The sequence below is a fragment of the Collimonas sp. GW821-FHT07E08 genome (assembly GCF_059418905.1).
In genome coordinates, this window is sequence record NZ_JBWKQR010000008.1 from 41,501 (window position 1) to 55,736 (window position 14,236).

Annotated in this window: 15 protein-coding genes; 13 read left to right on the top strand and 2 right to left on the bottom strand. The window is 60.3% G+C overall.

Annotated elements, in window-relative coordinates; genetic code table 11:
* Positions 1–244: 244 nt before the first annotated feature.
* From argC to erpA, 4 genes are all read left to right on the top strand, one after another.
* Entirely contained in the window at positions 245–1,282 is a 1,038-nt protein-coding gene (argC, locus tag AC07RZ_RS11800) for an N-acetyl-gamma-glutamyl-phosphate reductase (RefSeq protein ID WP_494668046.1), read from the top strand.
* A gap of 75 nt (positions 1,283–1,357) precedes the next feature.
* Complete coding sequence (locus AC07RZ_RS11805) at positions 1,358–2,065, top strand: DUF6776 family protein (protein ID WP_494668047.1); 708 nt, start codon at positions 1,358–1,360, stop codon at positions 2,063–2,065.
* Positions 2,066–2,077: 12 nt separating this feature from the next.
* A complete protein-coding gene (locus AC07RZ_RS11810) occupies positions 2,078–2,473 on the top strand; it encodes a bactofilin family protein (RefSeq protein WP_092397105.1) in 396 nt (131 codons plus the stop codon).
* A 74-nt stretch (positions 2,474–2,547) separates the two neighbouring features.
* Positions 2,548–2,910, top strand: coding sequence for an iron-sulfur cluster insertion protein ErpA (gene erpA / locus AC07RZ_RS11815; protein ID WP_014007938.1), 363 nt, complete (start codon positions 2,548–2,550; stop codon positions 2,908–2,910).
* Positions 2,911–3,031: 121 nt separating this feature from the next.
* Here erpA and AC07RZ_RS11820 read toward each other — a convergent pair whose 3' ends face one another.
* Both AC07RZ_RS11820 and AC07RZ_RS11825 read right to left on the bottom strand, forming a co-directional pair.
* Positions 3,032–4,189 carry an anhydro-N-acetylmuramic acid kinase gene (locus AC07RZ_RS11820; RefSeq protein WP_494668048.1) on the bottom strand — a complete coding sequence of 386 codons (1,158 nt, stop codon included), beginning with the start codon at positions 4,187–4,189 and terminating at the stop codon, positions 3,032–3,034.
* A 95-nt stretch (positions 4,190–4,284) separates the two neighbouring features.
* Positions 4,285–5,688 (bottom strand): peptidoglycan DD-metalloendopeptidase family protein, encoded by a 1,404-nt coding sequence (locus AC07RZ_RS11825; protein WP_494668049.1) that lies wholly within the window; start codon positions 5,686–5,688, stop codon positions 4,285–4,287.
* A gap of 242 nt (positions 5,689–5,930) precedes the next feature.
* On the opposite strand from AC07RZ_RS11825, the gene tyrS reads away from it, so the two are divergent.
* The 9 genes from tyrS to ruvC all read left to right on the top strand — a co-directional run bounded on the left by tyrS (position 5,931) and on the right by ruvC (position 14,035).
* Complete coding sequence (gene tyrS, locus AC07RZ_RS11830) at positions 5,931–7,202, top strand: tyrosine--tRNA ligase (RefSeq protein WP_494668050.1); 1,272 nt, start codon at positions 5,931–5,933, stop codon at positions 7,200–7,202.
* Positions 7,199–7,657, top strand: coding sequence for a D-aminoacyl-tRNA deacylase (dtd, locus tag AC07RZ_RS11835; RefSeq protein WP_494668051.1), 459 nt, complete (start codon positions 7,199–7,201; stop codon positions 7,655–7,657). The genes tyrS and dtd overlap by 4 nt, the downstream gene beginning before the upstream one ends.
* A 44-nt stretch (positions 7,658–7,701) precedes the next feature.
* Positions 7,702–8,337, top strand: coding sequence for a YbhB/YbcL family Raf kinase inhibitor-like protein (locus tag AC07RZ_RS11840; protein WP_494668052.1), 636 nt, complete (start codon positions 7,702–7,704; stop codon positions 8,335–8,337).
* 22 nt (positions 8,338–8,359) lie between these two features.
* A complete protein-coding gene (locus tag AC07RZ_RS11845; RefSeq protein ID WP_494668053.1) occupies positions 8,360–9,019 on the top strand; it encodes a histidine phosphatase family protein in 660 nt (219 codons plus the stop codon).
* A 175-nt stretch (positions 9,020–9,194) separates the two neighbouring features.
* Complete coding sequence (locus AC07RZ_RS11850) at positions 9,195–10,301, top strand: GGDEF domain-containing protein (protein ID WP_494668054.1); 1,107 nt, start codon at positions 9,195–9,197, stop codon at positions 10,299–10,301.
* 84 nt (positions 10,302–10,385) lie between these two features.
* A complete protein-coding gene (gene dusB / locus AC07RZ_RS11855; protein WP_494668055.1) occupies positions 10,386–11,402 on the top strand; it encodes a tRNA dihydrouridine synthase DusB in 1,017 nt (338 codons plus the stop codon).
* A gap of 111 nt (positions 11,403–11,513) precedes the next feature.
* The gene (locus AC07RZ_RS11860) at positions 11,514–11,747 is read left to right on the top strand and encodes a Fis family transcriptional regulator (protein ID WP_014007929.1); all 234 of its coding nucleotides are present in this window, start codon (positions 11,514–11,516) and stop codon (positions 11,745–11,747) included.
* 118 nt (positions 11,748–11,865) lie between these two features.
* On the top strand, positions 11,866–13,431 hold the full coding sequence (gene purH, locus AC07RZ_RS11865; RefSeq protein ID WP_494668056.1) for a bifunctional phosphoribosylaminoimidazolecarboxamide formyltransferase/IMP cyclohydrolase: 1,566 nt from the start codon (positions 11,866–11,868) through the stop codon (positions 13,429–13,431).
* Between the two features lie 61 nt (positions 13,432–13,492).
* Complete coding sequence (gene ruvC / locus AC07RZ_RS11870) at positions 13,493–14,035, top strand: crossover junction endodeoxyribonuclease RuvC (protein WP_494668057.1); 543 nt, start codon at positions 13,493–13,495, stop codon at positions 14,033–14,035.
* Positions 14,036–14,236 lie beyond the last annotated feature (201 nt).

Sequence of the window (14,236 nt, forward strand, 5' to 3'; positions counted from 1 at the left end):
CATTTTCCGGGTCGTTTGTTGCGCTCTTTATCAAAAGGTAACATTGGGAAAAGCACTGCAGCGCCTGTGCCTGCAAGGAATTTCCGATTTCAATGTTAAGCCTCCTCAACGATTCATTGGCTGATAAAATAGCCAGCTCTTGGCGGCAATTTACCCAAGGCACCGGGTCCAACATCGTACGGTTTCCATATCGGGTTTGAAAAACCGGATGGGAAAGATGTACAGCTCCATGCAAGGAAAAAAAATGATCAAAGTCGGGATTGTGGGTGGTACGGGTTACACCGGAGTCGAGCTGCTGCGTTTGCTGGCAAGCCATCCGCATGCGCAATTGCAGGCGGTGACTTCGCGCAAGGAAGACGGCATGCCGATCGCCGACATGTACCCGTCCTTGCGCGGCCGCGTTGCGCTGGCGTTTTCTGCTCCGGAAAAAGCCAAGCTGACCGAGTGCGACGTGGTGTTTTTCGCCACCCCGCACGGCGTCGCCATGGCGCAGACGCCTGAGCTGCTGGCCGCCGGCGTCAAGGTGATCGACCTGGCTGCCGATTTCCGCCTGCAGGACACCGCGGTGTTCGAGAAATGGTACAAGATGCCGCACAGCTGCCCCGAGCTGCTGAAGGAAGCCGTGTACGGCTTGCCGGAGCTGAACCGCGCCGCCATCAAGGAAGCGCGCATCATCGGCAATCCCGGCTGTTATCCGACCACCATGCAGCTCGGCCTGGCGCCGTTGCTGAAGGCCGGCGCGGTTGATGCTTCGCACCTGATCGCCGATTGCAAGTCGGGCGTATCCGGCGCCGGCCGCAAGGCTGAAATCGGCTTGCTGTTCTCGGAAGCCAGCGACAATTTCAAGGCCTACGGCGTATCCGGCCACCGGCATTCGCCGGAAACGCTGGAGCAGCTCGGCAAGCTGACCGATCAGAAAGTCGGCCTGTTGTTTACGCCGCACCTGGTGCCGATGATCCGCGGCATGCATTCCACCATCTACGCGCGCCTGACCAAGGATATCGACAATGCGGCCTTGCAGGCGCTGTTTGAAGATGCGTACAAGGATGAGCCGTTTGTCGACATGATGCCGTTCGGCTCGCATCCCGAAACCCGCTCCACCCGCGCGTCGAACATGTTGCGGATCGCCTTGCACCGCCCGGACAACGGCGACACCGTGGTGGTGCTGGTAGTGCAGGACAACCTGGTCAAGGGCTCGGCCGGCCAGGCCGTGCAATGCATGAACCTGATGTTCGGCCTTGAAGAGACCACCGGGCTGCTGCATGTGCCGGTCATGCCATGATCCCAGTGTTTCGTTCGTATCCGTCCTTGAGCGACAGGGCCGGCAGCGATGAAGTATAAATTGTGGGTTCGGCGCATGTCGATTTCGGCGCCGAAAATGACGGTGAAGAGCCATTACCCGTGGCCGCTGAAAGCGCTTTTCCTGGTGCTGGTGCTGGGTTTCGGCGGCGCGGTTGCAATGTGGATATATGACCTCGGGCGCGATTTTACCGGGCATAGTCCGATGGTCAGCAAACAGCAGCTGGCGGAACTGAATGAAAAAGTGAACGCCTTGACGGCGGAGCGCGACCGTTTCTCGAGCACCGTCAATGCGGCCGAAAGCCGGCTCAATATCGAGAAGGCGGCGCAAGAGCAACTGGGCCAGCAGATCAAGGTGCTGGAAACCCAGAATGCGAAGCTGAAAGAAGACCTGGCGTTTTTCGAGGGCCTGTTGCCGAATGCAACCGGCAGCCAGGGCATCACGATCCAGCGCCTGACCGCAGAGCTGTTGACGCCGACGCAATTGCGTTACCGGATGCTGATCATGCAGGGCGGGAAGGGTGCCAATTTTGTTGGAAATGTGCAACTATTGGTGACCGCGACAGTGGCAGGCAAAAGCACGGTGCTGATTTTCCCCGGCGCCAGCGCCACGGCGGCAGAAAAGACCGCCTCCCAGCTGGATTTCAAGTACTACCAGCGCGTCGAGGCTGAACTGACTTTGCCGGAAGGCGCCGTGGTCAAGGCGATTCAGGCGAAGGTCATGGAAAAGGGCCAGATACGGGCGCAGCAAACTTCTAATTTGTAAAAAGGAAACATCATGTTCAACCGTAAAGCAAAGAGCACTATCGATAGCTTGATTGGTTCGTCGACCAGCATTGAGGGCGATGTCCGTTTCAAGGGCGGTCTGCGCATCGACGGCAATGTGAAGGGCAATGTCGTGGCCGAGGCTGGCGAAACCAGCGTCCTGGTGATTTCCGAGAGCGCCAAGGTGGAAGGCGACGTGCGGGTTGCCCATCTGGTGGTCAACGGCGAGATCTGCGGCAATGTCTACTCCGCCGAACTGCTTGAATTGCAGCCGAAAGCCCGCATAACCGGTGATGTCAATTACAAGGCGCTGGAAATGCATAGCGGCGCCCTGGTAAGCGGCAAACTGACCCATGAACAGAATGTGGCCGAGCCGGTGCTGAAGCTTGCCATGTCGCAATCTGCCTAGATTTGGGCATTGCCTGCATGAATCCGGGCAAGCGCCTATAATGCAGTATTGTATGTACCCCGCAGGAGCCAAAAATGAATGCTGTCGCTGAAATTCAAGATGTAGTCGCATCTCCGATCGTGTTTACCGATAGCGCTGCCGCCAAGGTTGCGCAACTGATCGAAGAAGAAGGCAATCCAGACCTCAAATTGCGCGTTTTCGTGCAGGGTGGCGGTTGCTCCGGTTTCCAGTATGGATTCACCTTTGATGAAATCGTCAACGAAGACGACACCACCATGAGCAAGAACGGTGTACAGCTGTTGATCGATTCGATGAGCTATCAATACCTGGTCGGCGCTGAAATCGACTACAAGGACGACCTGGAAGGCGCGCAATTCGTGATCAAGAATCCGAATGCGACGACTACCTGCGGCTGCGGTTCTTCTTTCTCAGCCTGATTAAATAACCACGCAGTCCCGATACGCGGCTCCTGGAAAAAAGGACGCCGAGGAGAAATCCTCGGGCGTCCTTTTTTATTGCATGGCGCGGATGGTTGATTGCGCTTCCGGCAGGACTCCGTCAGGCAGGATACAGCGCCCCCAGGATCCGTAAATCGCGGGCTCCGGTCACCAGCGGCAGGTTGCCAGGCAGGCGCTGGTCGAAACGCAGCGCCAGCCAGGCGAAAGCAACCGCTTCGACATGGTTGGGAGCAATCCCGAGCGCCTCGGTGGATTGCACGGCTGCTGCCAGATGGCGCTTTTGCAGCGCTTGCGCCAGCTGTTGCATCAGGTACGGGTTGTAGGCGCCGCCACCGCAGACATACACGGTTTGCGCTGCCGGCGCATGCTGTGCGATCGCATCGGCGATGGTGCTGGCGGTCAGCACTGCCAGCGTTGCCTGCACGTCAGCTGCGGCAAGCTGGGGCAAGCTGGCGAGGTGGCGCGCCAGCCAGGCCTCATGGAACAGGTCGCGCCCGGTGCTTTTGGGCGGCGCGGCGGCAAAATAGTCTTCCTTGCGCAGGGCGTCGAGCAAGGCCGGCGCCGGCTGCCCGCTGGCCGCCCACAAACCGTTCTCATCGTAGTCCTTGCCGTGATGGCGCTTGATCCATAAATCCATCAGGACATTGCCTGGCCCGGTATCGAAGCCGATGACGTCGCGGCTTTGGCCCGGCGTCGCATGGTGATGCAGCACGCTGATGTTGGCGATGCCGCCGATATTCACCACCACCCGGGTTTGCGCCGGATTGGCGAAGACGGCCTGGTGGAACGCCGGCACCAGCGGTGCGCCCTGGCCGCCGGCGGCGATGTCGCGGCTGCGGAAATCGGCGATGACGTCGATCCCGGTCAGTTCGGCCAGCAGGGCCGGGTTGTTGGCCTGGCGCGTGAAGCCCAGTTCAGGCCGATGCCTGATGGTCTGGCCATGGACGCCGATGGCGCGGATCTGGTCGGGCCGCAAACCGGCGTCCGCCAGCAAGCGCTCGACGCAAGCCGCATAGTGTGAAGTCAAGGTATTGGCGACCAGCGCTTCGCGTTCGATTTCATTCTGGCCGGCGGTTTGCAGCGCCATCAGTTCGGCGCGCAGCGAGGCTGAAAACGGCATGTAGGCCGATGCCAGCGTGGCCACCGGATGCTGGGCCGGGGCGCTGGGAAATGCTGCGATGACGCCATCGACGCCGTCCAGGCTGGTGCCGGACATCAGGCCAATGAACAGGCTGCTATGGATAGTTGGAGATGACATAATAAAACCGTTGTGAGATCAGCTGATTTTACTAGCGACTCGGCAACGGTTCTAAATTAATTCCAAAGTCAGCAAGGCCCAGGCTTGCCGGAGGCTTATTTCGACGCCAGTTTGGCGGCCGGCAAGGACACTGCTTCGCTGCCGCTCAACAGCGTAAAACGATGGGTGATATCGGCCGCGACCGCCTTGAAACGTTCGAGTTCGGCGCCGGCCAGCGGGCTGGCGGTCGGCACCACCACCGACATCGGGTCGCGCGGCTCGTTGGCAACGCGGAACTCGTAATGCAGGTGCGGGCCGGTAGCCCAGCCGGTCATGCCGACATAGCCGATGACGTCGCCCTGGCTGACCTTGCCGCCTTTGCGCGAGGTCGGCGCAAAGCGGCTCATGTGCGCATACACCGTTGAGTATTTGCTATCGTGCTTGATGATGACCACATTGCCATAGCCGCTTTCAACGCCGGCAAAGTCGATCACGCCGTCAGCAGTGGCGTGGATAGGCGTACCCGCGGCGGCGGCGAAGTCGACCCCGGTGTGCTTTTTCCATTTGCCCAGGATCGGGTGCACGCGCATCGAGAAGCCGGAAGAAATGCGGGTAAAGGTCAGGGGCGATTTCAGGAAAGCCTTTTTCAGCGATTTGCCGTCGAAACCGTAGTAGCCGCCCTGGCCGCCGCCGGGCTCGTCAAACCATACTGCCTGGAACGGTTTGCCGCCATTCACGAATTCGCCGGCCAGGATGCGGCCGGCGCGCAGGAATTGGCCGTTTTGCCAAAATGTTTCATAGGCGACATTGAAGTGGTCGCCGCGCTTCAGGTCGGAAGCGAAATTGATGTTGGTGCCGAACATGGCGACGATTTGCGAAGCTACGCTGTCGGGGATATCGGCGGCGTCGGTGGCGGCGAACAGCGAGGAGCGGATCACGCCGGTATGCATTTCGACGCGCCGCTCGACCGTGGCGGTTTCTTCCGTCACGGTGAATTTATCGCCGTCGCGCTGGATCAGCAGGTTGGTGGGGGTATTATCGTCGCGGCCGTCGACGAGGGTTGCGCGCAGCATCTGCAGCACGCCGTCGTTGCTGGTCTGCGCCTGCACCGAGGTGCCGGCCTTGAGGCGCAGCATGGCGCGCGCGCGGCTGTCCGACTTGATGAAATTGCTGGCTTCGTCGTCGTCCACGCCGAGCCGCGTCAGCAAAGCTGCCAGGGTGTCGCCGGCGCGCATTTTGTCTTCGGCAACATAAAGTTGTTGCTGAGCTTCAAGTTTTGCGATCTGCTCGCTGAGGCTGGGCAATTCCAGTTCGGCGGAAATCGCCCGCACCGAGACTTCGTCGGGATCCGTTGGCAACGGAGCAACGCCGGCTGCGCCAAACGCAATCAGGGTCAGCACCACGGCAGAAGCGGAGACGATACGGGTTTTACGCGAGGAATCAGTAAACAACGCGGGTATCTGCTTGAAAAACGGCTTGATACTGGACCGCAAGTTGATGATTTTATCTTTGAGAGACATGCAATACGTTAAAATTTGCCGTTTGCTACCGATTCTTGTGTTGTTGTTTGTTTGATTGAACGACTTGCGGCGGGTTAAAAGGATCAGGGATTATACCCTAGGGTACCTTGTGCGACTGCAGGATTGGTCCGATTTTATGGTAACCCTTTGTATTCGTTTCCCTTTACATCCGTAATCTCCGTTCCGTGCAGGCAGAGGCACAGCTTTTCAGATTTCATTTTCGCTGGATTTTTATTTCCCATATGGCTCACGATTCCCACAACGCATCACCGAAGGCAGCCGCTGCTGTTGAAAACACCCCCCTGGTCCTGTCGGACCGGACCCAGGAGGCGCTGGCGATCACCAAGCGCGGCGTCGACGAACTGCTGATCGAGAGCGACTTTGCGCGTAAGCTGCAGCGTTCCGAACAGAGCGGCAAGCCGCTGCGCATCAAGCTGGGCCTGGACCCGACCGCGCCTGACCTGCACCTTGGCCACACGGTGGTGCTGAACAAGATGCGGCAGCTGCAGGACCTCGGCCACAACGTGATTTTCCTGATCGGCGACTTTACCTCGATGATCGGCGATCCGTCCGGACGCAATGCGACGCGGCCGCCGCTGACCCGTGAGCAGATCGAGGAAAACGCCAAGACCTATTTTGCCCAGGCCAGCCTGGTGCTGGACCCGGCCCGTACCGAAATCCGCTACAACTCGGAATGGTCGGACAAGCTCGGCGCGCGCGGCATGATCCAGCTGTCCGCCAAATACACGGTGGCGCGGATCCTGGAACGCGAAGACTTCACCAAGCGTTTCAAGGCCGGTACGCCGATTTCGGTGCACGAGCTGCTGTACCCGCTGATGCAGGGCTACGATTCGGTGGCGCTGGAGTCCGACCTGGAACTGGGCGGCACCGACCAGAAATTCAACCTGCTGGTCGGCCGCGAGCTGCAGAAGGATTACGGCCAGGAGCCGCAATGCATCCTGACCATGCCTTTGCTGGAAGGGCTGGACGGCGTCGAGAAGATGTCCAAGTCCAAGGGCAACTACATCGGCATCACGGAGCCGGCCAACACCATGTTCGCCAAGGTGATGAGCATTTCCGACGTCATGATGTGGCGTTATTACGAGCTGCTGTCGTTCAAGTCGCTGGCGCAGATCGCCGGCTACAAGGCGCAGGTCGAAGGCGGCCAGAATCCGCGCGACATCAAGGTGGCGCTGGCGCAGGAAATCGTGGCGCGCTTCCATGACCAGCAGGCGGCGGAAGACGCCTTGAGCGATTTCAATAACCGCGCCAAGGGCGGCATCCCGGACGACATTCCCGAGCTGACCCTGAGCGGTGCGCCGCTGGGTATCGGCCAGTTGCTGAAACAGGCCAATCTCTGTCCGTCGACCTCGGAAGCGCTGCGCATGGTGGAGCAGGGCGGCGTGCGGATCGATGGCGCCGTGGTCAGCGACAAGGGTTTGAAAGTCGAGGCAGCCACCTTCGTGATACAGGTCGGCAAGCGCAAGTTCGCCCGGGTCAACCTGACGGCATGATCGGCCTGCTGCAACGGGTCAGCCACGCCAGCGTGGTGGTGGACGGCGCCACGGTCGGCGCTATCGAGGGCGGCCTGATGGTCCTGCTGTGCGCCGAGCGCGGCGACCGCGAAAAGGAAGCCGATGCGCTGCTGGCCAAGCTGCTGGCGTATCGCGTGTTCGCCGACGACGCCGGCAAGATGAACCGCAGCCTGAGCGACATCGGCGGCGGCTTGCTGCTGGTGCCGCAATTCACGCTGGCGGCGGACACCCAGTCGGGAACCCGGCCCTCGTTCACGCCGGCGGCGGCGCCGGAAGACGGCCGCCGCCTGTTCGATTATTTCGTCCGCGAGGCGGCAAGCCGGCACAAGCAGGTCGCGACCGGCCGTTTTGGCGCCGACATGAAAGTGTCTTTGACCAATGACGGCCCGGTGACTTTCTGGCTGCAGGTAAAACCGCCGGCCGCCAAAGCGTAAACCGTTTTTGCTGTAGCCTGACAACTTTACGACAGGAGCTTACCGTGAACCTCTGGAGCCATTCTTTCAACGACGGTGCATATATCCCCGGCGAATTTGCTTTCGCGGTAGTGCATCCCGAGACCCATGTCACGCTGTCCGCCAACCATAACCCGCACCTGGGCTGGGACGAACCGCCGGCCGGCACGAAATCGCTGGTGCTTATCTGCCACGATCCCGATGTGCCGTCGCGCGGCGACGACGTCAACCAGGACGGCAAGATCGTGCCGGCCGACCTGCCGCGCGTCGATTTTTTCCACTGGGTGCTGGTCGACCTGCCGCCGCATGCGACTTCGATAGAAGCCGGAACCTTCAGCGACCGCGTCATCTCGCGCGGCAAGCCCGGCCCGGAAATCTATGGCAGCCCGATCCCTGGCGCGCGCCACGGCCTGAACGACTACACCGGCTGGTTTGCCGACGATACGGCGATGGGCGGCGATTATTTCGGCTACGACGGCCCATGCCCGCCATGGAACGACGAGACCGTGCACCGTTATGTCTTTACCCTGTACGCGCTGGACATCGCGCGCCTGCCCGTAGAGGGCAAATTCACCGGGCAGCAGGCGCTGGCCGCCATGCACGGACACATCCTGGCCGAGACATTCATCGTCGGCCTGTACACCCTGAATCCCGCCTTGTAAGCAGCACCCCTGCAGAAAGCCCATGCCAACCACTGAAATCCTGCTGATACGCCACGGCGAAACCGACTGGAACCTGGAGCGCCGCCTGCAGGGCCACCTGGATATCCCGCTCAATCCGGCCGGCCGGCGCCAGGCGCTGGCGTTGGCGCGCAGCCTGGATGGCCTGGCCCTGGACGCCATTTTTTGCAGCGACCTGCTGCGCGCGCAACAAACCGCGGCGCCCTTGGCCGAGGCGCGCGGCACGGCCCTGCGCCTCGAAAGCGGACTGCGTGAGCGTTGCTACGGCGCGCTGGAAGGCTTGCGTTACCCGGAAGCAGCCGAACGCTTTCCTGATGCCTACGCGGCGTTGATGGCGCGCGATATCGATGTCCGTTATCCGGCCGGCCAGCACGTGGCGGAAACCATGCGCGAATTCTACGCACGGGTGGCGGCGGTCCTGCCGGCATTGCTGGCGGCGGGCGATCTGCGCCAGATCGCGATAGTGACGCATGGCGGCGTACTCGACTGCATATACCGCCTTGCCCATCAGCTGCCGCTGGAGCAGGCGCGCAGTTGCGATATATTCAACGCCAGCATCAACCGCCTGAGCTGGAACCCCGAATGGCCGCAGCCATTGCGGGTGGACGGCTGGGGCGACGTGGCGCACCTGGACGCCTTGTCGCTGGACGAAATCGATCAATGAGCCCGGCTTGCCGCGCCAATGCAGCCAGTGTTTTGCCGCTTATGTTGGGCTTCGGCGGCAAGTCCCGAAAATCGCTATAAATCTGTATAAGCTCTTGCAAAAACAGTTGCGATAAAAGCAGTGTGCTTGTGCTAATCTTGCTGACAAGAATTAAAACAACAGCGGGACTGCCAGCATGAAACTTAATCTCTTTCCCTCCTGGACTCAGCGTGCCGCAGAGCCTGAACCGTTGGTCGAAGCGGCCGCGGGGAAACAGAGCGCGCCCGCTGCGCCGGCGCTGAACGATGAGCAGCTGGCGCTGGTCGGCGTATTGCACCAGCTGCTGCAAACCCTGCCGCAAGCCTATAGCGGCCGTGAAAGCGTGAAGCGCCTGTGCCAGATGATCCTGCCTGCCAGTCCGCATATCCGGCTGGTGTGGGTGGGATTCTGCCAGGACGATTCGGAGGCGACCATCAAGCCGGCGGCGATTGTCGGCCCGGCGCGGGGCGAGTCGGATCATTGGCAGCTGGCCAAGGATTGTTTTGACTACGTGGCGCCGTTTGCCCAGGTCGCCGATTGGGAGGCCGGCCACGACAGCGACTTCCATGCGCTCTTTACACCCTGGCAAGCGCACCCTGAGCACTGCTCCGCCAAGGCGGCGCTGGCCATACCGCTGCGTTCGGAAAAAGCCCGCATGCACGGCATGATGGTGTTTTATGCCGATAGCGAGGATTATTTTTCAGAAACCGGGTTTGCTTCGTTCCAGGCTTTCGGCCATGTGTGCGAAGTGATCTGGAAGCAATCCAATTTGTCGCACCTGCTCACGCGCCAGGTGCAGCTTGATTCGCTGACCGGCCTGCTGACACGGCGCCGCATCGTGCATGTCTATGAGGAAGCGGTAGCCGCCACCGCTATCGATGAGTCGCCGCTGTCCATCCTGTATTGCCAGCTGGACGATTTCCACAAGATCAACGACCTGTACGGCTGGGCAGTGGCCGACAATATCCTGGCGGCATTCGCCAAGGATACCGGCTGCCAGCTGCGCAAGACCGACAGCGGCGGCCGCTGGAACGCCACCGAATTCCTGTATGTGTTGCCGGCAACCGACACCGTCGATGCCGACAACCTCGCCGAGACTTTTCTCGGCCATTTCAAGCACCATCCGGTGAACATCGAAAACTGGTCGATCCGGCTCGCGCTGTCGATAGGAGTGGCCACTTACGGCGCCGACGGCCGCGGCCTGGATGAACTGATCCATTACGCCACCCAGCACCTGCGCAGCTCCGCCGAAGACGAACTTTGATTGTGCAAAACCCCGCTTGCTTCGGCAATCGGGATAAAATGACGCCTTTCCCTTGCGATTTCATCCCGAGTCAGCGACGCCGCCGTGAATATTGGCCCTTATTTCCTTCGTAACAACGTCTTTGTGGCGCCCATGGCGGGCGTCACGGACAGACCGTTCCGGCAGCTCTGCAAAGAGCTGGGCGCCGGCTATGCGGTGTCGGAAATGGCCGCCTCCAATCCGCGCCTGTGGCAGACCGAGAAGACTTCGCGCCGCATCAACCACGACGGCGAGATGGAGCCGCGGGCGGTGCAGATCGCCGGCGCCGATCCGCTGATGCTGGCGGAATGCGCAAAATACAATGTCGACCACGGTGCGCAAATCATCGACATCAACATGGGATGCCCGGTCAAGAAAGTGTGCAACAGCTGGTGCGGTTCGGCTTTATTGCAGGATGAGCAACTGGTGGCAAGGATACTGGAAGCGGTGGTGGACGCGGTCGACGTCCCGGTCACGTTGAAGTTTCGCACCGGCTGGGACCGTCTCAACAAGAACGCCTTGCGTATCGCGCGGCTGGCGCAAGCCAGCGGCATCGCCATGCTGACCTTGCACGGCCGTACGCGCGCCGACGGTTATAGCGGCGACGCCGAATACCAGACCATTGCCGCAGTCAAGGCAGCGGTCACGATCCCGGTAGTGGCCAACGGCGACATCACGACGCCCGAAAAAGCACGGCAAGTGCTGGAGTACACCAAGGCCGACGCCATCATGGTGGGGCGCGCGGCGCAGGGCCGGCCATGGATTTTCCGCGAGATCGAGCACTATCTGCGCACCGGGGAATATTTGCCGGCGCCGCTGGTGACGGAAGTGCAACAGCTGATGGATGAACATCTGCGTGCGCATTATGGATTTTATGGCGACTACTTGGGGGTGCGTACCGCCCGCAAGCATATTGGCTGGTATGTGCGCGATTTGCCTGGCGGGGAGGCATTCCGGCAACGCATGAACCTGCTGGAAGATTGCGGCCAGCAGCTGGCCGCAGTAAATAGCTTCTTCGAATCGCAGTTTGCGTTTGGGGAGCGGTTACAATACGGGGTGGCCGAGCAGATGCTGGCGGCCTGAATCAGATCAACAAGAAACAGGACCAGGATTTCCCCAGCAAGGCGGGCATGACGCCGTCGACGGAACGCTGATGGAATGCCGAAATCCTGAAAAAAAGAATAGTAAAAAAGAATGAGCAAAGAAAGTATCCAAGACGTGGTGAAGCAAAGCCTTGAAAAATATTTCAAGGACCTGGGCGAGCAGCCGCCGTCGAACGTGTATGACATGGTGATTTCCACGGTTGAAAAACCGGTGCTGGAAGCCGTGATCGCGCGCGCCGAAGGTAACCAGTCGCATGCAGCCGAAATGCTGGGCATCAATCGCAACACCCTGCGCAAGAAATTGCAGCAGCACGGTCTTTTGTAACAGGCAGTTCCAAGGATCCGCGGCGCCAAGCCAGAACCCACAGCAGGCCGCAGTTCTCGCCGAGACAGGCACCCAGGCTGTATTTATCCGTTTCCCCTTCCCTTCCAGAGTTTTCATCATGATTAAACAAGCCCTCATTTCCGTATCCGACAAAACCGGGATACTTGATTTCGCAAAAGAGCTGTCGGCGCTGGGTGTGAACATTCTGTCGACGGGCGGCACCGCCAAGCTGCTGGCCGATAACGGCATCAAGGTGACCGAAGTGGCGGATTACACCGGTTTCCCGGAAATGCTCGACGGCCGCGTCAAGACCCTGCATCCGAAAGTGCATGGCGGCATCCTGGCCCGCCGTGATTTCCCCGAGCATGTCGCGGCCCTGGCGCAGCACCAGATCCCGGTGATCGACATGGTGGTGGTCAATCTCTACCCGTTCCAGCAGACCATCGCCAAGGAGCAGTGCTCGCTGGAAGACGCGATCGAGAATATCGATATCGGCGGTCCTGCCATGCTGCGTTCATCGGCCAAGAACCATAAGGATGTGATCGTGCTGTGCGATCCCAGCGATTACGCCGGCGTGCTGGCCGAGCTCAAGGCGCACGACGGCGAAGTCGGCTACGGCACCAAATTTGCGCTGGCGAAGAAGGTGTTTGCCCATACCGCCCAGTACGACGGCGCCATCACCAACTATTTCACTTCGCTGGGCGAAGACAAGCAGCACACTACCCGCAGCGCCTATCCGGCGACGCTGAACCTGCATTTCGAAAAGGTGCAGGAAATGCGTTACGGCGAAAACCCGCACCAGTCGGCGGCGTTTTACCGCGATACCCGCCATGTTGAAGGCGCGCTGGCCAACTACAAGCAGTTGCAGGGTAAAGAGCTGTCCTACAATAATATCGCCGACGCCGATGCGGCGTGGGAATGCGTCAAGACTTTCAACGAAACCGCCTGCGTCATCATCAAGCACGCCAATCCCTGCGGCGTCGCCATCGGCAACAATCCGCTGGAAGCGTACAGCAAGGCGCTGCAAACCGATCCGACTTCAGCCTTTGGCGGCATCATCGCCTTCAACCAGGAGCTCGACGGCAATGCCGCCGAAGCCGTCGCCAAGCAGTTCGTCGAAGTCATCATCGCGCCGTCCTTCACGGAACAGGCGAAGCAGGTTTTTGCCGCCAAGCAGAATGTACGCTTGCTGGAAATCCCGCTAGCGCACGCTATCAACCTGCATGATTTCAAACGGGTCGGCGGCGGCCTGCTGGTGCAATCGCCGGATGCGCGCAACGTCGCCCTGAGCGAACTCAGGGTAGTAAGCAAGAAGCAGCCGACCCAGCAACAGCTGCAGGACCTGATGTTTGCCTGGCGCGTCGCCAAGTTCGTCAAATCGAACGCCATCGTGTTTTGCGGCAATGGCATGACCTTGGGCGTCGGCGCCGGCCAGATGAGCCGGGTCGATTCCGCCCGCATCGCTTCGATCAAGGCGCAGAATGCCGGTTTGTCGCTGGTTGGTTCGGCGGTGGCCTCGGATGCGTTTTTCCCGTTCCGCGACGGCCTCGATGTCGTGGTTGACGCCGGCGCCACCTGCGTGGTGCAGCCGGGCGGTTCGATGCGCGACCAGGAAGTGATCGACGCCGCCGACGAACATGGCGTCGTCATGCTGCTCACCGGCACCCGCCACTTCCGTCACTAAGTAGCAGCGACCGGGGTGCGGCGCTTGTCACCGCGCGACACTTCGGTCATCGTCTGGTCATATGAAAATCCTCGGTATCGACCCCGGTCTGCGGACCACCGGTTTTGGCGTCATCGACAAGCAGGGCAGCAAGCTCAGCTATATTGCTTCGGGCACCGTCAAGACCCCCGATGCCGATCTGCCGCAACGCCTGAAGGTGATCCTGGCCAGCGTTTCGGAAGTCATCCGCACCTATGCGCCGGATTGCTCGGCGATCGAAAAAGTCTTCGTCAACGTCAATCCGCAATCGACGCTGTTGCTCGGCCAAGCCCGCGGCGCAGCGATTTGCGCCTTGGTCAGCGCGGATTTGCCGGTGGCTGAATATACCGCCTTGCAGATCAAGCAGGCGGTCGCCGGCCATGGCAAGGCGCAAAAGCAGCAGGTGCAGGACATGGTGCAGCGGCTGCTGCAGCTGCCCGGGCTGCCTGGCACCGATGCCGCCGATGCATTGGCGGTGGCGATCTGCCATGCCCACAGCGGCGAGGCACTGGCGCATCTGAGTGCGCTGGCGCCGGGCCTGGCCAAGAAGGGGTTAAGGGTGCGCGGCGGACGGCTGGTGGGTTGAGCCGCTATTGCTGTCCCGTCTGTTCCCGATTCTGGTGCATTGTTTGATGCTGGTTCTTGTCGCTACAATAGGAATTAATTCTATTCCGCCATCCGCAGCCGTTTATCCCGCGCTATCAAGCCGCCTACTCCTCGCTTTATCTGCGATTTGTCTCATTTTGCGTATCGGAAGCTTCGTTCAATTGTGAACCTTTGTTTCCGC